The organism is Paenibacillus sp. FW101-FHT12H11 (assembly GCF_058790355.1).
The window spans coordinates 778,259-796,279 of the sequence record NZ_JBYTCO010000002.1; the positions used below are offsets into that span (position 1 = coordinate 778,259).

Consider the following 18,021-nt stretch of genomic DNA (forward strand, 5'->3'; position numbering starts at 1 on the left):
GATTTATTCACCGGTTTTCCGGGGTAAAATGGAGATACGATTCAATGGGACATCAAGCCCGCGCTCAACGGCTTCCGAAATCATTTTCTTCACCGTCAGATTCTCAGCGCCCTTCGCGACAACGATGACCCCTCTGATCTTAGGTTTGATATATTTGAGCACAAGCGGCTTCTGGTCGCCTGACACTTGATAGATAACCACTTCCCCGCTTCGCGTGACCTGGGATATATTCCGAGTCGCCCCGCCATTGTCGCGTTCTGTCGTCATTTGCTGGTTATCATTGTAATTTTTGTCGACGGTCAATTCCTCCGTTGACTCAATAGTGACCAGGACTTCAACATCGCCAACACCAACGATTTTCTGTAAAATATCTTTGAGCTGCGACTGATACGCCAGTTCATATTCGTGAAAGCTCGAGTTTTCCTTGGATGTATTATTGAGAAATGTTTCTTTACTGGGAGGCGGAGAGGCTCTGCCCGCAGTGATGGGATCAACCTCTTTTACAGTCATAAATGCATTCATAATCATCAGCGCCGCTCCCATAAGTCCGATCATGATGACCCATAGGAGTGTGTTCTTACGTTTCGGCCCTCCCGGACCTCCGCCGAATTTGTTCTCCATCCATTGCAGCAATGTTCCCATCGATTCACCTCGCAATCCTTCCATTCCTTTGTTCAACTTGGATATCAATGCGTGCAGGTTCAACCAGCCAATTGCGCGTAATGCCTTGTTTCAATCTTTCAACCTCCTGCTCGTAAGGTGCTGCAGCCTGGGCAGATGCGGTTGTTTCTTGTTCATTCGCTTTAATCCTTATCGGATCAATAGGCTTGACCGGTTCCATAGCAGCAATACTTTTGGAGCCGGCAGCAGGACTTGACTTGCTTTTGACTTCTATATCATCAAGGGCGACCCTGACTTTCGTTATGGCAGGTTTCCCGTTATTGTCTATTTGCGCGACGACCTGAACGTCATGAACGGTTAGGTCCGTCTGTTTCTGAATGTCCTCTTTCATCAGTCCGGCCAGTTGGGTCTGGATCATCTGCTGTGATTGCTCTTGGCCCGCAGCCTGAAGTTTTTGGGCATCCTTCGTAATCACATCGAGTGATTTCATCCAGAGACTTCCTCCGCTTCCGCTAGCAAGCATCGTCTTTTCGTTTTGCTGCTTTTCGGCTTGGCTAAGCAATTTATCCACATCCCAATCTTTCTGAAATAACTGCAAGACGGGCGTTAAAAGTGTTAGTAGGATGAATAAGCTCATGACGGTTTTTACATAGCGCTGCATGGTGTTGCTGGGGAGTAGAAGATCAACGAAGGTAGCCAGCATGATGACCATGATGACCGTTTTCAGCCATCCGCCTAACCAGTCCATAGCGAATCTCCTTTCACCGCATCATCACCGAGACGTTACTAATCGTAATCATGATCGTTAAAGCCAGAAAGAACATTAAACTCACAGCTGCCAGCGCAGCGAAAACGTAGATCAAACTTTTGCCAATCGTCTGCAAGCAAGCAATGATCGGGCTGTCTCCCAAGGGCTGCATAACCGCTGCAGACAAGTTGTAGATAAAAGCCAAGGTCAAAATCTTAATCGCCGGGAACGCGCACAGCATGATCAAAATGACAACGCCGACAAGTCCGATCGCATTTTTCACAAGCAAAGATGCGCCTATAACCGTCTCAGTTGCATCGGAGAATAAACGGCCTACTACCGGAACAAAGTTGCCTGTGATGTATTTGGCTGTTCGGATGGCCACGCCATCTCGCACCGCACCGGCAGTCCCTTGTATCGAAATCACGCCGAGGAAAACAGTGACGAAAACCCCGAGCATACTAAGACTGATTGTGCGAAGCAGATTGGCCAGCTGGGTGACTTTGTATTTGTCACTTAGCGAACTCACGATGTGCAGAACAGCTGAGAAGAACAATAACGGAAAAACAAAGACATAAATCGCTGTGCCCACCGAGTGAATCATGAAAACGATGAGCGGATGCAAGATGGCTACTGAGGTGACATTTCCCATAGAAGCTAGCAGTGTTAGCAGCAGCGGCATGATGGCGATCATGAATTCTATCATCGATGTGATTGCAGTTTTGGCATATCCGATTGCTACGCTGAAGGAATTGATCGCGATAATAATCAAGACCATGTAGGTAATGGAATAGCCGAGCTTGCTTACCGTGTTTCTTTCGAATGAACTCTGCAGCGTTTCGAGAATCATGCTGAAAATCGTTAGAATCACAATGGAAGCGAGCAGTTTGCCGTTGATGATGATTTCATGAAAAACGTAGCGTAAGAGCCCTTTGAATATGCTTTTCATGCTGATTCCCTTCGTGCCCAAGAGCAGTTCCATGAAGGTTGGCGTCTTGCTTTCAGGGAAGTAGCCGCCGTAATCTTTCATGAGCTTATCCCAATATTGCTCGACAGGCTCCGTATTCAGATGTTCTGCTTGCTCCTTGATGACGGCGTCTGTCGGTGATTCTGCGGTCGAGAAGCTCGACATGCCAAGCCACAAAGCCATTGTCATGATGAACAAGATGATCCAGCGGTTGTTCAGCTTCTGGTGCGAATAAAGCAGGTTCATTTGAGTCACTCCTAAATGGATCATCTAAGCAGGGAGCAGCTTAACGACAGTCTCGATGATGACGGTAATGATCGGAATCGCCATTACCATAATGAGCACTTTCCCAGAGAGTTCGATCTTGGAGGCGATGGATTCTTGTCCGGCATCGCGCACAATTTGTGCGCCGAACTCAGCAATGTAGGCAACTCCGATGATTTTCAGGATCGTTTTAAGAAACACCATATTGATATTTGATTTTTGCGCTAAATCTTCAAGCACCTGGATGACACTGGAGATTTTGCCGATCAGAAACAAGAAAATCATGATGCCTGTAAAGGCCGCCAGCAAGAACGCAAACATGGGTTTCTGCTCCTTGATGATGAGCGTGAGTATCGTAACGATGAGCCCCAGGCCTACAATCTGGATGATTTCCATACGGCGCACCTCATTGGAATAAGAAGATCGTTTTGATTTCTTTAAACAAATGATCGAGCATGCTGACAACCATGAAGAGCACGACCACGAAGCCAATGACCGTGACCCAGTGTGCCATATCCTCTTTCCCCATCTGCTTGAGCACCGAATGGATCATCGCGATGATGATGCCGATGCCGGCAATCTGGAAAATGGCATTCACATCTACGTTCATTCCAGGCACCTCACTCTGCTGACAAGGAGCTTCTGCATAGGGCAAGTTCCTCGCTTCCCTTAATACATCAAAATTACGATTAGTGCTCCGATAAGGACACCCAGGCTTTTCCACATTTTTTCGTAACGGCGTTGATCTTCTCTAGACTCGGTCTCTTCTGCCTGAAGCTGTGAAATAGCTAGCCGCAAATGCTTGATTTGATCACTGCGATCCGTCACACCTAGTACAGACCCGAGCTGCAGTACAACCTCTTGCTCGGCTTGCTTCATCGATGTTCTTCCCCAAACATCCTTAACGCTTCTATGCCAAATGTCACGAGTCGATGTCCCGTCGCTCGTCAGCAACCGCTCCGATGTTAATCGAAACAAGGAGGAAAGCGGTTCAGCAACTTGTTTGCCAAGAGAGGAGAAGGCTTCGGGCAGTGGTGTAACTGCGTATGTGATTTCTGTTTCCATCCGTCCCAGCGCCGAAATCAGCATCCGGATTTGTTTAGGTCGCCTAACGTAATGAGCGGCTTGCAGAAAACCATACAAGGTGGCGGCACTGATAATGAGCACCCCGCCAACGAATTTCAGCATTTTTCATCATCCTTTTCGTGCAGGATAGTGTTCCAACGGCTTACCCGACCGATCCAGTATGCGATAGGCAGCAGGCTCGCCTTTTCTTCGATGCAGGATGACATATCTCGTAAATACACCCTCTTCCAAAAGCTGCTTCAGAACAGGCCTCATTCGCACATCCTCATAATCGGCACCATGCGCGGTTGCAACGACGCGAATCCCCGTATGGACAGCCTCGTGGATTGCTCCTGCATCTTCTGGCCGGCCGATTTCATCAACAACCAGCACATCTGGCGATAAGGATCGGATCATCATCATCATGCCTTCCGCTTTTGGGCAGCCGTCCATGACGTCTGTTCTCGGTCCGAGATCGAATCTGGGCACTCCTCTGACACAAGCCGCCAATTCCGAGCGTTCATCGACTACGCCTACCTTCTTGCCTGTCGTCCCTAGGCTGTTCACGCCCCACTCACCGCGGCTGATGAGCCTGGCTATGTCACGAACCAGGGTTGTCTTCCCTTGCTGCGGCGGCGAGATCACGAGCGTGTGATGGACACTTCTCCGAATGGGGTCGAAGAGATGCGGCAGCACTTGCCTGCCTACCCCTTGAATCTCACGAGCAATCCGGATGTTAAATGAGCTAACATCGCGAATCTGCTTAACATCCCCTTGCTCTAACACCGTGCGCCCGGCTAGTCCGACGCGATGGCCGCCGGCAATGGTGATATACCCTCTCCGCAGTTCTTCTTCATGGGTGTACATGGAATGGTTCGTCAGCATCTCAAGCAAGGTCAGACAATCTTGTCGGGTTGGCTTGTACGCCCGATCTTCCCCAGTCACCAATTGGCCTCTCTCATCAACGAAAGCGTACCCGTCCCCCCAGATTAGCTCGAAGGGGCGCGATTCTCTCACCCTGATTTCCTCAACGCTAGCTTGTACGTCCGGCGGCAAAGATGAGAGTAGAATCCGAAGCGTTTGAGGAAGAATGTGCATGATCGTGTCGTGCATAGCGAAACATCCCTCCAAGTTGTCCAGTCTTCTATATTCATTTCTATGCTTAATAGAAAGAAATATGACCGATTACTTTTTTAAAATACCAATGAATAGACAGCTTACTCCCGCAATCACCCAGAGCATCTTCCCATAGGAAAGCTTCTCTGCTATCCCTACCAAACCTATCGTCGTAGTAGCTAGTAGTACTAGAGGACCTACTAGAGCGAGCGTAGAGTTCACTAGCAACGCTTTTTCCACAGTCGCCAGTCTCAGCATCACGATCGCAGCTATGATCTCTATGCTCCCAGACATCAGCCTCAGCGACGCCATCGCTAGGACAATTTTATTCATGTTTTCTTCTCCTTTCGTAAAAAGAAACAGCTCTTTTGAACCTGCGCCAATTTCGCTTTGTGGAGCAATTTTATAAAAAGCCGGAAGAGCGACTTTTGCAAATCTGTTCCAACCATAAAAATAAGTTAAAGAAGGAACAGATTTGCAATGGAGCCTGGAGGTTTTTATAAAATTGCGGAGCGCTCTAGCGTAACTCAATTGGCCAAAGGTTCAACGACAGCTCACTCTTTTTACCCTACCTTATGCGGGCTCGTCTGATTTTAGGCATAGTGGGCACCACCATTTGCCCAGATGCATATGCTGTACACATAATTGAACCTTCGAAGGACAGTGAGGAGAAATACCGATGGAAGTTACCTCTTATTTGAACTGGAATCCCGTTCTGGCCGACCCCACAGGACAAAGGCAGGCCAAACCCAGAACGCTGGGTAAAACTATGGTAATGGATAAAGGCTTAGGGCCAAATGCATTTGAAGATTTGCTTACCGCGGGCAGCAGTCATGTGGATATGATCAAACTCGGCTTCGGCACATCTCCTCTATATCCGCAGCATGTGCTGAAAAGCAAAATTAACGCCGCCAAAGAAAATGGCATTTGCATCTATCCGGGAGGCACTTTTCTCGAAGTTGCGATCACACAGCACGCAGTGGCTTCCTATTTCGATATGATTGTCGCACTCGGATTTAACGGTGTTGAAATATCCAATGGCACCATTGATTTCGACCGTAAGCTTAGAAATGAGTTGATCGCTCGCGGGCTAGACGAAGGACTAGAGGTTGTTACCGAATATGGTAAAAAGGGCTGGGGTTCAGCCATCGAATTAGAGGAATTAATTGAGACCGTTATGTTAGACACGGAATTCGGAGCTTCCCTGGTAACGATTGAAGCTCGTGAATCCGGGATGGGTGTCGGGATTTTTGATTCACAGGGAAAATGTAAGGATGAGGAAGTTGGGCAAGTGCTCTCCGCCGTTCCCGGACAGCGGCTTCTGTGGGAGGCTCCGCTCAAAAGTCAACAGGTGCACTTGATTAGCATGCTTGGAGCAGATATCCACTTGGGCAATATCTCACCGGATGAGCTTATTGCTTTGGAAGCATTGCGCAGAGGACTGCGTTCCGATACGTTGTCCTTAGGTACCAGAAAGGAATAAAAGATGCATATCGAGGTTGTCGCCAACATCGGCGAAGCAAGAAGTGACGATTTTCTTCATAAAACCGTCATCGTCGTTGATGTTATCCGTGCAACTAGCACGATCATCACCGCATTGATTAACGGATGCAAAGCCATCGTTCCAGTGGATACCGTTCTGAGGGCCAAAGAACTGCAGCAAGAGGGTGATCTGCTTGGAGGGGAACGCTTTTGCAAGAAAATTCCCGGTTTCGATTTCGGTAATTCACCATTGGAATATACCAAGGAAGCTGTACAGGGCAAACGTGTGATCCTGACGACAACGAATGGTACTAGAGGCATTCAAAAAGCAATAAAAGCCGATCAAGTGCTGGCAGGTTCTTTTTTAAATAGTAAAGCTTGCGCAGCGGCCGCGATCGCCTTCAAGAGGGACACTGTTATTCTATGCGCAGGGACACAAGACGTCTTCTCCCTAGAGGATGGACTTTGTGCAGGGCATATTCTTGAGGAGCTAATCCTGGCTCTAGGCGAGAAACAGATAGCAACCAATGATTTCGGCTTAGCTATGCGAGGAAGTTTTTTGCAGGCCCAAAAAAACTTATACGATACACTGCTGTCCTCCACGAATGGAAAAAAAATGTGCAAGTCCGGTTTTCAGGCGGATATTGCAGCCTGTGCCAAAACAAATATCACGGATCAAGTGCCGGTTCTTGAACGTGATCAAATGGTGCTGTTGGGGACTTCAGGGCGTCCTGCGTTCTAAATACAAGCCCCCCTCATAAACTAAGATGGAAAGTTATGAGGGTGAGGGGTTTTGAAGATGAATGGCAATATAATCTTAGTTACGCTCATTGTTATTGGACTCATAGGCCGTTCTCCGATTATTACAACTGCTTCTTGCATGCTGCTTGCCTTGAAACTGGTTGGATTAATGCGGTTTTTCCCCGCTATGGAGCGCAGAGGTTTGGAGCTGGGATTGCTTTTTCTGACGATTGGCGTCCTTGTGCCATTTGCGAGTGAACGAATCTCGATGAAGGACATCATGTCGGTATTTACCTCTTGGCCGGGAATCATTGCTCTACTTGGGGGAGCGATTGCAACGTATATGAACGGAAAAGGGTTGGAACTATTAAAAATAGACCCACAATTAATTGTGGGTCTTGTCATTGGTTCCATTTTTGGCATCATCTTTTTGCGGGGGATTCCGGTCGGCCCTTTGATGGCCGCCGGGATCACAGCTTTTTTATTAAAAGTCGCTTATTTTATATCCGATAAATTCAGTTGAGAACTGGGATTATCTGCGATCTTGCGGTCCGCCAACGAAGGCTTGCTCCGTTGTGTCCAAGCCGTAAGCCGTGTGCAGAGATTGGATCACTTCCGTCAAGTTCGAATTCTCGATGACGCAAGAGACTTTAATCTCGGACGTGCTGACCAGCGAGATGGAGATACCCAGGTCAGAAATTACTTTAAACATCGTAGCAGCAACCCCAGGCGTACTAACCATGCCGGCGCCAACGATGGATACTTTCACCATGTTTACTTCGGAAGTTACTTCACGGAAGCCGATTTCACCGCGGATGGATTCAATCGCATCCAAAGCTTTTTCGCGGTCAGCAAGCGTCGTTGTGAATGAGAAATCCGCTGATCCATTGAGTACACCGCTTTGTACAATGATATCTACATCGACTTGAACCTCGGCAAGCGCCATGAATACTTTTGCCAGCTGGCCCGGTTTCTCGGGTACACCTAGAATACTAACTCTTGCCACATTCTTGTCATAGGCGATGCCACGGACAACGATTCCTTGCTCCATCACTGCTTCCTCCTTCACGTTGGTACCTTCATTGTTAGTAAAGCTGGAACGTACCACCAAGGTAACGTTATAATTTTTGGCATATTCCACTGCTCTTGGATGAAGTACAGCAGCTCCCAAATTCGCAAGCTCCAGCATCTCATCGTAAGAAATTTCATTCAGTTTTCTCGCTACTTTCACAATGCGCGGATCCGTTGAGTAAATACCATCTACGTCGGTGTAAATCTCGCAAAGATCTGCTTTGATTGCAGCAGCAAGAGCAACGGCCGTTGTATCGGAACCGCCGCGGCCAAGCGTCGTAATCTCTCCAGCTTCCGTCATACCTTGGAAACCGGCTACAATCACGACATTGCCTTGTTCGAGCGCATTCAGAACACGCGCTGGCTGAATATCCGTAATTCTCGCTTTTCCGTGTACATCTTCCGTGAAAATCCCGCTCTGCCAACCGGTGTAAGAAACCGCTTGTTCCCCTAAACTATGTATCGCCATCGATAAGAGGGCTACAGAAACCTGCTCTCCTGTCGTTAAGAGCATATCCATTTCACGAGCCGGTGGGGCTCCATCGTAAATTTGCTTAGACAGGTCGATAAGATCGTCCGTTGTATCTCCCATCGCAGATACGACAACAACGCAGCTGTGACCTGCTTGCTTTCGCTCAACGATTCTTTTTGCAACACGTTTCATTCGCTCCGCATCACCGACAGAGCTTCCGCCAAATTTCATCACTATTAGAGACAAAGCTGACCCACTCCTAACGCATACTAGTGCATAACAATTCAATATTATAGCATAAAATGTAGTTTTGTGTGAAAATTTGCACACACAAAATAAAAAAACTCTCTGACTTGTCAAAAGTCAGAGAGGCTTGTCCTAGTTGAAACTAGGCACGGGAGATATAACGGCCATCTTCGGTATCAACTGTAAGCACGTCGCCTTCGTTGATGAACAGTGGAACTTGAACAACAAGGCCAGTTTCCACTTTTGCACCTTTAAGCGCGCCTTGAGCTGTATTTCCTTTAACGCCCGGCTCTGTTTCGACAACTTTCAAGTCAACGCTTTTTGGCAGATTGATCCCAAGAATTTCACCTTGGTAGCTCAAAATTTTGATGTTCATGTTCTCAAGAAGGAAGTTCAATTCCCATTTCAATTGTTCGCGGGAAAGGCTGAATTGATCAAACGTTTCCGTATCCATGAACGTGAACTCGTCGCCGCTTGCATACAGGTACTGCATTTCGCGGTTATCGATGTGTGCACGGCCTACGTTCTCGCCCGCACGGAAAGTACGTTCAACCGTGTTGCCGTTGCGCAGGTTTTTCAGCTTGGAGCGCACGAATGCAGCGCCTTTACCTGGTTTAACGTGTTGGAAATCTAAAACTGTAAAAATATCGTGTTCTACTTCAATGGTAAGACCTGTTTTGAAATCATTTACTGATATCACTTGTGAATCCCTCCGCTAGTCAATAATAAGAAAATCTTTTGTAGAGCTTGTAAGTATTTTAATGCCGGTGTCAGTAATTACTGCGTCATCCTCAATTCGAACTCCCCCAAAACCAGGAAGATAAATGCCAGGTTCCACCGTAACCACCATACCAGGAGTTAAAATTGTATCCTCGGTTTTCGCCAAGCGCGGAGACTCATGAACCTCCATGCCTAAACCATGTCCGGTACTGTGACCGAAGTAATCGCCATAGCCATGCTTCACAATAACATCTCTTGCATAAGCGTCGCCTTCTCTGCCCGTAATCCCCGGCTTGAGATTGGCTAAACAGTTGAGTTGGGCTTCCAACACAATATCATAAATTTCTTTATGCTTGTCCGTTGGCTTTCCTAGCATAACCGTTCTTGTGATGTCAGAGCAATACCCTTTATAATACGCTCCAAAATCTAATTTGACAAATTCGTTTATTTGGAGCACGCGATCGCTTGCTTTGCCGTGCGGCAGAGCGGAGCGTTCGCCGGAAGCAACAATCGTTTCGAACGAAGTCGAGGTGCCGCCGTTTTTGCGGATAAACATTTCAATTTCAAGCGCAATATCGAGTTCTTTCACGCCTGGCTTGATATAGGACAAAATGTGTGAAAAGGTTTGGTCAGCCAAATCTGCTGCTTCCTGCATCACTTGCAATTCTACATCGTCTTTGACCATTCGGATGCCCTCGACGAGTTTCGCCGTCGGCAAAAGCTCAATGCCTGGTAAAGCTGCTTGATAACCCAGGAAGTCACCATAGGACACATCCCCTTGCTCGAAGGCAAGTTGTGTAATTCCTTGTTGATTCAATAGTCCTTTAACAGATTCCATCACTTTAGCCTGGTGCTCAACCACTTCAAAAAGCTTCGCTTGTTGAGGGGCTTGCGTCATATAACGGAAATCTGTCAAAAGAATTGCTCGATCTAACGTTATAAGAACATAGCCGGAAGAACCGGTGAAGCCAGATACATATGTACGGTTATAGGCATTCGTGATGAGTACAGCCGGTAAATTTTGCTCTTGCATAACCTTGCGAAGACGTTCAATACGTTTCTCCTGCATCGAAATCACCATTCCTTCTTTACTGCATATGGGATAGAAGTGCTCTCAAACCCAGCTCATAGCTCTGCACGCCAAATCCGCTAATCTGACCGATAACAACTGGCGCGGTGACCGAGTGATGACGAAACTCCTCGCGCTTATGAATGTTCGATAGATGAACTTCAACGGTAGGCAATTGAACGGAAGACAACGCGTCGCGAATGGCGTAGCTATAATGCGTAAATGCGCCAGGGTTAATGAGAATGCCGTCTTTCGTGCCAAAGGCTTCATGAATTTTATCAATAATACCGCCTTCATGATTCGATTGGAAGCTCTCAATCTCAACTGAAAGCACTTCGGCTAATTCAGTCAAGCCTTGAATAATGACGGGTAGGGAAACCGTTCCGTACACACCAGGTTCACGTATGCCCAGCATATTCAAGTTGGGCCCGTTAATCACCAGAACCTTTTTCAACAGGAATCACTCCCCAGGATTTTTCAGTTGCACAGACTTTATCCGCCTATTTAACCTTTGATATTTTACCATAACTTTCATGTCTTGTGTATAGGTTGTCTTGTTCTTGTATCTGTGTACTCGATCGCGATGGAATATCCAATAAACATTCCCCACACCAGGAACAAACATAGATCCGTTAGAATACTGTTGAGGTCCAGATCCTTAATCCAGTATGTCATTCCCGCCAATGGACCGATCAACAAATAGATCGCTGCCCACCAGAGCGCCCCATACCCAATTCCCCACCAGGCAGATTGCAGCTTCCACATTGTAACCATATAGATGAAGGCCGCGATGATGGAAAACACCGTAAAAAAGCCCCAGCCAACGAGTACCCCCTGCCAAGTCAGCAGAAAATCATGTTTAAAAAAAGGCTCTACAAGAAAACCCACCACAATGTTGGTAAATTTAAAATAGTGTTCAATTATTTTCATTGCTCCCCAAATGAGGCCAGCGAAAAAGCCAATGTATAAGACGAAAAGCCAACGATTTGTTTTCATTTCCCCCACATTTTTCTCATTCATTAGTCGTTCTCTTCCTTTCTCTACAGAGATTGCACGTCAATCACAGGTAAGAATAGTATGTTCTACCGTTATCGGTAGCATTCAAACCGTGAATCCGTTACAATAGGAAAGTACGAAAAACCGAATTCGAGAAGGATAAGAAGGTGGATCTCATGGCAGAACAAAACAGTATATACGGAGGACAAGCCGTCATTGAGGGCGTCATGTTCGCAGGAAAAAATGTGCATGTAACCGCCGTGCGCAAGAAAGATGGCTCACTTGATTTCTTGGAAGTCCCTAGGAAAGATATCCCCTGGGTACAATCGCTCAAGAAGATCCCATTGGTCAGAGGGATCGTCGGCATTATAGAATCCAGCGCCAAAGGTGCTCAGCATCTTAATTTCTCAGCGGAATCCTTCGCTGAACAAGAAGGCGAGGACAAGTCCTCAGCCAATAAAGATGAGAAACCTGGCTTTTTCTCAAATATTTCGATGATCCTCGGTGTAGCTGTTGTGGGTGTGATCTCGTTCCTTTTTGGGAAATTCGTGTTCACCCTAGTCCCGGCGATCATTGAACAGTTTTTGTTTGGGAATGTATTTAGCAATCAAATTCTTCATAACCTTATAGAAGGTGTTATCAAGATTATTTTGCTTGTCGGATATATCTACTTCATATCCTTAACACCTATGATTCGCAGACTTTTCCAATATCATGGAGCTGAGCATAAAGTCATCAGTGCCTATGAAGCAGGCGTCGAGTTAACCGTCAGCAATGTACAGAAATTCAACACACTGCATTATCGTTGCGGCAGCAGTTTCATTGTTTTTACCGTTTTGATCGGCGTCGTTATCTACTCATTCCTGCACTATGATGGATATGTAGAGCGTATCTTGCAGCGTTTAGTGCTGCTACCTGTTGTAATCGGGGTTTCTTATGAAGTGCTAAGATTTACGAACTCCCTTCGTGAAGTGCCGGTACTCCGCTACCTGGGGTATCCGGGACTATGGCTCCAACTGTTGACAACCAAAGAACCTGAAGACAGCCAGGTTGAGGTGTCCATCGCTTCTTTTAACCGGATGCGTGAAGCAGAAAAAAGAATAATGGAGGGACGGGTATGAGGAGAAGATTTTCGCCGGTCGAGATCGCTATCGGTGTTTTGATTGCGATTGGATTGTTGGTAAGTTTGCGAACTTTATTCATTCCGATTCTCGTATTAGGGCTCATATTTCTTCTATACAAATTCCCACCGTCTCGTTGGAAAAAACCTTCCTATGGCAGCCGTGGCTCATCTAAGCCCAGAAGAAAAAATGCGAAATTTCGCGTCATCAACGGAACGAAAGATTCAGATTCGGATGATTATCCGAAATATCATTAAGCCGTCACTTGGATGGAATGCGTAATACGTATTTCTCATAATTCTCTTCGTAGGTTTTGGCGGACCATTTAGTAAAGTAGTCATTGGTCGCTTGGTACCCAGAATCGTACAGGGACAAACTCAATTCTTTAGACAAATTGAATTGTGTATTCCCCACACCGAGCGTTGGAATTTTGACGGTACGGAACCGGTTTTTCATCTCGATGTATCGCTCATCATGTGCACTCAGCATGGTCCCGAACAAAGCTTCAAGCATCGTAATCGGTCCTCGGATGGTGTGCGTGGGCGTCTCACTTTTACCGACTAATTGAAACCCGATAACGGGAATGATTTCTTCCCGATCGGTATCCCGGTCGAACACCCATAAGGGATAATTGCTTAACAACCCACCATCAACGATATAGTAAAACTGCTCTGCGAACGGCGCTGCCTTCGCAGAGCTTTTTATTTGCCGGCGAATCATGACCGGATCAAAAAAATAGGGGATGCTCGTACTCATCCGCACGGCTTTAGCAACGGAAAACTTTCGCGGATCAACCCCATACTGCGCAATATCCGCAGGCAAAATTAGCAGCTTGCCTTGCGTAATATCGGATGCGATAATTCGCAGCTGATTGGGCTTGAGATCTCCGAAATTGCGGATGCCCTTAGCAGCAAGCAGCCCCGACACCCACCGCTCCAGCGCTTCACCGGAGTAGAGGCCTTTCTTGATCAACAGCCGCGCCGCCGGCCCGATGATCTTGGTATTAAAAATCGGTGATCGCTGCATGAACGATTTAAATGGAGTCCTGAGGATGATTTCCCTCATCTCTTCTCCGGTATAGCCGGCAGACAATAAAGCCGCTACAATTGATCCAGAGCTTGTACCTGCGACTTGATGGAATACATGCCCCTGCTCCATCGCTGCAGTGACGCCGCCCGCAAGTGCGATTCCCTTAACGCCGCCGCCTTCGAACACGCCATTGATTAACATTCGACACCCCTCCCCGAAATCAAACAAAAGGGCTTACTTTGTTATGTATGCGGGGGCAGTTTGTTTCTATGCACAATAAAAAGACAGAGCGCCGCGCGTTGCGGCCTCTGTCTAATTATCAGCTTCTAATTCTTTACGAACATTCAACAGTTCATCTGTCCGACCTGGATCTCTGCGGAAATATTCGACCAAAGTCTCGATACATGTAATGGAATCCCAGCTTAAGTGATGCTCGATTCCCTCAACATCCTTATATATATTGTCCTCTTGGACGCCAATGATTGTTAAGAAATTTTCGAGCAGTTGATGACGTTCAACTAGTCGCTTGCCCATTTTCTTACCTTTTGGAGTTAACATAAGTCCGCGGTACTTCTCATAGATCAGATAATTGTCTTTGTCCAGCTTTTGAATCATTTTCGTCACGGAGGAGGGATGCACTTCAAGCCCTTCAGCAATGTCGGAGACACGAGCGTAACCTTTCTCGTCTATGAGTTTATATATTCTCTCCAGATAGTCTTCCATGCTAGGCGTAGCCATTGCTTTATTTCCCCCTGCTTTCCTTTATTTCCTGCCACTTGCTTACCTATCATAATCCATCAACCTCGATGCGGTCAAATATCCCATGGTTCATCCACGCTGTTCTCTGGCAAACTAAATGTCAGGAACGAACTTCATCCCGGGTTATTGAAAGGAGAATCGCATGTCAACAGAATTGCTTAGTAGACCCGTACCTAACACAGCTGTCTTCGTACCAGAGCTTGTTTATTTTGAACCTGATGCGATGAATTATACCAAGGGCAAAATGATCTATGAGTGGGCCAAGCAGCAAGGGTTAGAGATTCATATGACAACCTCGCATAATCAAATACGCGATCTTCCGGGTGATACCGAACTTGAAAAATATCGTATAGCCAAACGAACCTTGGTTGTCGGCATACGCAAAACACTTAAATTCGACACTTCAAAACCTTCTGCCGAATATGCGATTCCAATCGCTACTGGCTGTATGGGGCACTGCCATTATTGCTATCTCCAAACTACTTTAGGGGCGAAGCCTTACATTCGTATTTACGTCAATATCGACGATATTCTAGGTGCCGCCCAAAAATATATCGATGAACGGGTACCCGAAATCACCCGTTTTGAAGCTGCCTGTACCTCGGACCCTGTAGGTTTGGAACATATTTCGGGCTCGTTAAAGCAGCTTATCGAATTCATGGGACAGCAAGAGCATGGCCGCTTACGGTTTGTCACCAAATACCACCATGTAGAACCGCTATTAGATGCCAAACATAATAAGCATACCCGTTTTCGCTTTAGTGTTAATGCCGATTATGTCATTAAAAACTTCGAACCGGGTACTTCCAAATTTCACGAAAGAATCGAAGCTGCCGGAAAAGTGGCCAAAGCCGGGTATCCTCTTGGCTTCATTATTGCCCCCATCATTTGGCACGAAGGTTGGGAAGAAGGTTATGCTACCCTTTTGGAACGGCTTCACCAAGAACTCCCAACCGAAGCCACGATAGATTTAACTTTTGAAATGATTCAACATCGATTTACCAGAACGGCCAAAAACGTCATTGAAAAACGATATCCCAAAACAAAACTTGAGATGGATGAAGAAAAACGAAAATACAAATGGGGCCGCTGGGGACAAGGCAAATACGTATATCCAGATGAGCAAGCAAACGCGTTAAGGGAATTTATCACAGAACAAATCTTTGATAAATTCCCTCAAGCCAAAATTGAGTATTTTACTTAAAACTTCAACCAATCCGGGGTTATGGTGTTTAACCAAAGTGTGATCTGCGTCATTTTACCTGTATAAAGTAAAACCGCAATCACTACCATTAAACCCCCTCCAATTTTCATAATGAGGTTGGAATAACGTAAAATCCATTTGGTAGAACCGATAAAAAAGGAAAGTACAAAAAACGGAATAGCGAATCCTAAGGAGTAGGCGGTTGTTAGCTGAAACCACGTTCCAGGCTCTGTTGTAGCCAAAGCGAGAATGGCCGACAAGATGGGTCCTACACATGGAGACCACCCCGCAGCAAACCCCATTCCTACTAACACCGAACCAAGATATCCTGCGGGACGGAACTTGATTTGCAGCTTGCGTTCTTTCATCAACCACTGCGGTTGGAAAACGCCAAGCAAAAATAATCCCATGATAAAAATCAATAACGCTGCAATTTGCCGAAGCAAATCTCGATAATCAATAAAAAAGTTTCCTAAAAATCCTGCCGTTAAGCCGAGCGCATAAAAAATGATAGAAAACCCAACGATAAAACTTAGCGTATGCAGCATTGTTTGCCTGCGCACCTGGGATGATGTCTCACCAGACTTCAATTCACTTACCGAGATTCCTGTTATGTAGGAAAGATAGGAGGGATATAATGGCAAACAGCATGGCGAAATAAAAGATGCGATCCCCGCCCATAAAGCAATCCATAAATTCACAGAGTCCATGTTAAATCCTCAATCCTCTTTTTAAAATGATCCCGATCAACATAGCAATGAGTGTAAGCACAACCGTTCCACCCGGAGCTAGATCCCAAACGCCAGCAACAACCAGCCCGATGACAACCGCGATTTCTGAAAAAATAACAGCCAAAATAACGGAGTGTTTAAAGCTTTTTGCGATTAGCAAACTACATGCGACTGGAATGGTAAGCAAGGACGAAACAAGCAGTGCGCCTACAATCTTGATGGCAACCGAAATAACAAGTGCAGTAAGCATTGTAATCATCATATTATAATATTTAAGTGGAAGTCCACTTACGCTGGCTGCATCCTCGTCAAAAAACATGAGAAAGAACTCTTTAAAGTGAACAGCAATGACCCCGACAACAAGCACAGATACACCAAGAACAACCCATAGATCTTGCCGATCCAGCGTATAGATGCTTCCGAATAAATAGCTCATGACATTCATATTAAAGCCTTTACCCAGCGTAAAAAGAATCGTAGCCAGAGCGACGCCGCCTGACATGATGATGGCGATGGAGAGCTCTGCATAGGTTTTATAAGCTTTGCGCAGACGTTCAATAGCGAACGAAGCTAACAAGGCGAAAATAAGCCCAACGCCCAAAGGGTAAACGTTAATAAGAAATCCCAGGGCGACCCCCGCAATGGAAACGTGAGCGAGCGTATCTCCGATCATCGACAATCGCCGAAGGACAAGAAAAACGCCCATTAATGGCGCCGTCAGCCCGATCAATATACCGCCAATTAAAGCGCGTTGAAAAAAATACTCCGTGAATATGTCCAAAATGCCCGCTCCTTACTGAACTCCGATCATCTCGCGAATCTGGCCGATCGAATGTGTCAAATTCGTTTCCCGGCAATCCTCGGGATCATGGGTATGCTTCACATGAAACTTGATACCGCCGCTAACTTGCTGCGGCTCCGAACCTAAATATGACTGCATCATGTCCATATCATGCGACACCATGATGAACGTCATATGATGATGCTGATGCATGTGGCGGATCATCCGGAAAAATCCGAGCTGCGATTCCGCATCAATTCCCACGGTCGGCTCATCCAATATGAGCAGCTCCGGGTTGTTCACGATCGCGCGCGCGAGGAAAGCGCGCTGCTGTTGTCCACCTGACAGCTGGCCGATTTTGCGGTCAGCTAAGTCCTCGATGCGCATGGCGAGCATCGCGTCTTCCGCTTTTTGCAGGTCAGCTTTGGACAACCTGCGGTAAATCCGCTTCTTTGAATACATCCCGGATAAAACAATTTCCCGCACAGTAGCCGGGAATAAGGGATTGAAGGCATTTTTTTGCGGAACATAGCCAATGCGTTCCCAATCCTTGAATTGGCTTAGTGGACTGTCAAACAACCTGATCTCCCCGCTCGTAGGCTTAAGAAGCCCTACGAGCATTTTGAGCAGCGTTGTTTTACCTGCACCATTGGAGCCAATGACACCAACAAAATCTCGTTCAAGTACATTAAAACGAAGCTTATCAATGACCTTCTTATTTTCGTATGAGAAGGAAACATCATCAATAGACACAATACTTTGGTGGCAGAAATCTTTATGGCTTATCTCCATGTTTATAACCCCTGACTCATAATGAA

The 18,021-nt window shown here is 46.4% G+C and carries 24 protein-coding genes; 6 read left to right on the forward strand and 18 right to left on the reverse strand.

Annotated elements, in window-relative coordinates; all coding sequences use genetic code 11:
- Positions 1-3: 3 nt before the first annotated feature.
- The 8 genes from spoIIIAG to AC3WTJ_RS09335 all read right to left on the reverse strand — a co-directional run bounded on the left by spoIIIAG (position 4) and on the right by AC3WTJ_RS09335 (position 5,114).
- A complete protein-coding gene (spoIIIAG, locus tag AC3WTJ_RS09300) occupies positions 4-642 on the reverse strand; it encodes a stage III sporulation protein AG (protein ID WP_127449639.1) in 639 nt (212 codons plus the stop codon).
- Between the two features lie 4 nt (positions 643-646).
- Positions 647-1,369, reverse strand: coding sequence for a stage III sporulation protein AF (gene spoIIIAF / locus AC3WTJ_RS09305; RefSeq protein ID WP_492521529.1), 723 nt, complete (start codon positions 1,367-1,369; stop codon positions 647-649).
- A gap of 13 nt (positions 1,370-1,382) precedes the next feature.
- Positions 1,383-2,582: a stage III sporulation protein AE gene (spoIIIAE, locus tag AC3WTJ_RS09310; RefSeq protein WP_492521530.1), complete on the reverse strand. Its 1,200-nt coding sequence runs from the start codon at positions 2,580-2,582 to the stop codon at positions 1,383-1,385.
- A 24-nt stretch (positions 2,583-2,606) separates the two neighbouring features.
- Positions 2,607-2,996, reverse strand: a complete 390-nt coding sequence (gene spoIIIAD / locus AC3WTJ_RS09315; RefSeq protein ID WP_127449633.1) for a stage III sporulation protein AD — start codon at positions 2,994-2,996, stop codon at positions 2,607-2,609.
- Between the two features lie 10 nt (positions 2,997-3,006).
- The gene (spoIIIAC, locus tag AC3WTJ_RS09320) at positions 3,007-3,210 is read right to left on the reverse strand and encodes a stage III sporulation protein AC (RefSeq protein ID WP_029197158.1); all 204 of its coding nucleotides are present in this window, start codon (positions 3,208-3,210) and stop codon (positions 3,007-3,009) included.
- 59 nt (positions 3,211-3,269) lie between these two features.
- Positions 3,270-3,788 (reverse strand): stage III sporulation protein SpoIIIAB, encoded by a 519-nt coding sequence (gene spoIIIAB, locus AC3WTJ_RS09325; protein WP_492521531.1) that lies wholly within the window; start codon positions 3,786-3,788, stop codon positions 3,270-3,272.
- A gap of 6 nt (positions 3,789-3,794) precedes the next feature.
- Positions 3,795-4,778: a stage III sporulation protein AA gene (gene spoIIIAA / locus AC3WTJ_RS09330; protein WP_492521532.1), complete on the reverse strand. Its 984-nt coding sequence runs from the start codon at positions 4,776-4,778 to the stop codon at positions 3,795-3,797.
- A gap of 72 nt (positions 4,779-4,850) precedes the next feature.
- On the reverse strand, positions 4,851-5,114 hold the full coding sequence (locus AC3WTJ_RS09335) for a YqhV family protein (protein WP_127449627.1): 264 nt from the start codon (positions 5,112-5,114) through the stop codon (positions 4,851-4,853).
- A gap of 346 nt (positions 5,115-5,460) precedes the next feature.
- Between AC3WTJ_RS09335 and comA the strand changes: the two genes are divergently transcribed.
- Genes comA through AC3WTJ_RS09350 form a run of 3 tightly spaced genes read left to right on the forward strand, consistent with a single transcriptional unit; the run spans position 5,461 to position 7,527 of the window.
- On the forward strand, positions 5,461-6,264 hold the full coding sequence (gene comA, locus AC3WTJ_RS09340; protein WP_407872087.1) for a phosphosulfolactate synthase: 804 nt from the start codon (positions 5,461-5,463) through the stop codon (positions 6,262-6,264).
- A 3-nt stretch (positions 6,265-6,267) separates the two neighbouring features.
- Positions 6,268-7,005: a 2-phosphosulfolactate phosphatase gene (locus tag AC3WTJ_RS09345; protein WP_492521533.1), complete on the forward strand. Its 738-nt coding sequence runs from the start codon at positions 6,268-6,270 to the stop codon at positions 7,003-7,005.
- Positions 7,006-7,062: 57 nt separating this feature from the next.
- The gene (locus tag AC3WTJ_RS09350; protein WP_127449623.1) at positions 7,063-7,527 is read left to right on the forward strand and encodes a DUF441 domain-containing protein; all 465 of its coding nucleotides are present in this window, start codon (positions 7,063-7,065) and stop codon (positions 7,525-7,527) included.
- A gap of 9 nt (positions 7,528-7,536) precedes the next feature.
- Here the strand turns inward: AC3WTJ_RS09350 and AC3WTJ_RS09355 are convergent, their stop codons facing one another.
- The 5 genes from AC3WTJ_RS09355 to AC3WTJ_RS09375 all read right to left on the reverse strand — a co-directional run bounded on the left by AC3WTJ_RS09355 (position 7,537) and on the right by AC3WTJ_RS09375 (position 11,602).
- A complete protein-coding gene (locus tag AC3WTJ_RS09355) occupies positions 7,537-8,793 on the reverse strand; it encodes an aspartate kinase (RefSeq protein WP_157319919.1) in 1,257 nt (418 codons plus the stop codon).
- A 142-nt stretch (positions 8,794-8,935) separates the two neighbouring features.
- Entirely contained in the window at positions 8,936-9,493 is a 558-nt protein-coding gene (gene efp / locus AC3WTJ_RS09360; RefSeq protein ID WP_181646554.1) for an elongation factor P, read from the reverse strand.
- A 15-nt stretch (positions 9,494-9,508) separates the two neighbouring features.
- Positions 9,509-10,582, reverse strand: a complete 1,074-nt coding sequence (locus AC3WTJ_RS09365) for a M24 family metallopeptidase (RefSeq protein WP_157319918.1) — start codon at positions 10,580-10,582, stop codon at positions 9,509-9,511.
- A gap of 19 nt (positions 10,583-10,601) precedes the next feature.
- The gene (gene aroQ / locus AC3WTJ_RS09370; RefSeq protein WP_492521534.1) at positions 10,602-11,036 is read right to left on the reverse strand and encodes a type II 3-dehydroquinate dehydratase; all 435 of its coding nucleotides are present in this window, start codon (positions 11,034-11,036) and stop codon (positions 10,602-10,604) included.
- 77 nt (positions 11,037-11,113) lie between these two features.
- Positions 11,114-11,602 (reverse strand): YqhR family membrane protein, encoded by a 489-nt coding sequence (locus tag AC3WTJ_RS09375; RefSeq protein ID WP_492521535.1) that lies wholly within the window; start codon positions 11,600-11,602, stop codon positions 11,114-11,116.
- A 152-nt stretch (positions 11,603-11,754) separates the two neighbouring features.
- On the opposite strand from AC3WTJ_RS09375, the gene AC3WTJ_RS09380 reads away from it, so the two are divergent.
- Both AC3WTJ_RS09380 and AC3WTJ_RS09385 read left to right on the forward strand, forming a co-directional pair.
- Positions 11,755-12,699 carry a DUF1385 domain-containing protein gene (locus AC3WTJ_RS09380; protein ID WP_157319916.1) on the forward strand — a complete coding sequence of 315 codons (945 nt, stop codon included), beginning with the start codon at positions 11,755-11,757 and terminating at the stop codon, positions 12,697-12,699.
- Positions 12,696-12,956: a hypothetical protein gene (locus AC3WTJ_RS09385; protein ID WP_492521536.1), complete on the forward strand. Its 261-nt coding sequence runs from the start codon at positions 12,696-12,698 to the stop codon at positions 12,954-12,956. Before AC3WTJ_RS09380 ends, AC3WTJ_RS09385 begins: the two co-directional genes overlap by 4 nt.
- A gap of 4 nt (positions 12,957-12,960) precedes the next feature.
- Here the strand turns inward: AC3WTJ_RS09385 and AC3WTJ_RS09390 are convergent, their stop codons facing one another.
- Entirely contained in the window at positions 12,961-13,929 is a 969-nt protein-coding gene (locus AC3WTJ_RS09390) for a patatin-like phospholipase family protein (RefSeq protein ID WP_492521537.1), read from the reverse strand.
- A gap of 111 nt (positions 13,930-14,040) precedes the next feature.
- Complete coding sequence (gene mntR / locus AC3WTJ_RS09395; protein ID WP_127449606.1) at positions 14,041-14,466, reverse strand: transcriptional regulator MntR; 426 nt, start codon at positions 14,464-14,466, stop codon at positions 14,041-14,043.
- A 163-nt stretch (positions 14,467-14,629) separates the two neighbouring features.
- Here mntR and splB point away from each other — a divergent pair, with 163 nt between their 5' ends.
- Positions 14,630-15,691, forward strand: coding sequence for a spore photoproduct lyase (gene splB / locus AC3WTJ_RS09400; protein WP_492521538.1), 1,062 nt, complete (start codon positions 14,630-14,632; stop codon positions 15,689-15,691).
- Here the strand turns inward: splB and AC3WTJ_RS09405 are convergent.
- Genes AC3WTJ_RS09405 through AC3WTJ_RS09415 form a run of 3 tightly spaced genes read right to left on the reverse strand, consistent with a single transcriptional unit; the run spans position 15,688 to position 17,995 of the window.
- A complete protein-coding gene (locus tag AC3WTJ_RS09405) occupies positions 15,688-16,401 on the reverse strand; it encodes a cytochrome c biogenesis CcdA family protein (protein WP_127449603.1) in 714 nt (237 codons plus the stop codon). The two genes, splB and AC3WTJ_RS09405, sit on opposite strands and share 4 nt — an antisense overlap.
- Position 16,402: 1 nt before the next feature.
- Positions 16,403-17,203, reverse strand: coding sequence for a metal ABC transporter permease (locus tag AC3WTJ_RS09410; RefSeq protein ID WP_492521539.1), 801 nt, complete (start codon positions 17,201-17,203; stop codon positions 16,403-16,405).
- Positions 17,204-17,215: 12 nt separating this feature from the next.
- Complete coding sequence (locus AC3WTJ_RS09415) at positions 17,216-17,995, reverse strand: metal ABC transporter ATP-binding protein (RefSeq protein ID WP_157319907.1); 780 nt, start codon at positions 17,993-17,995, stop codon at positions 17,216-17,218.
- Between the last annotated feature and the right edge of the window lie 26 nt (positions 17,996-18,021).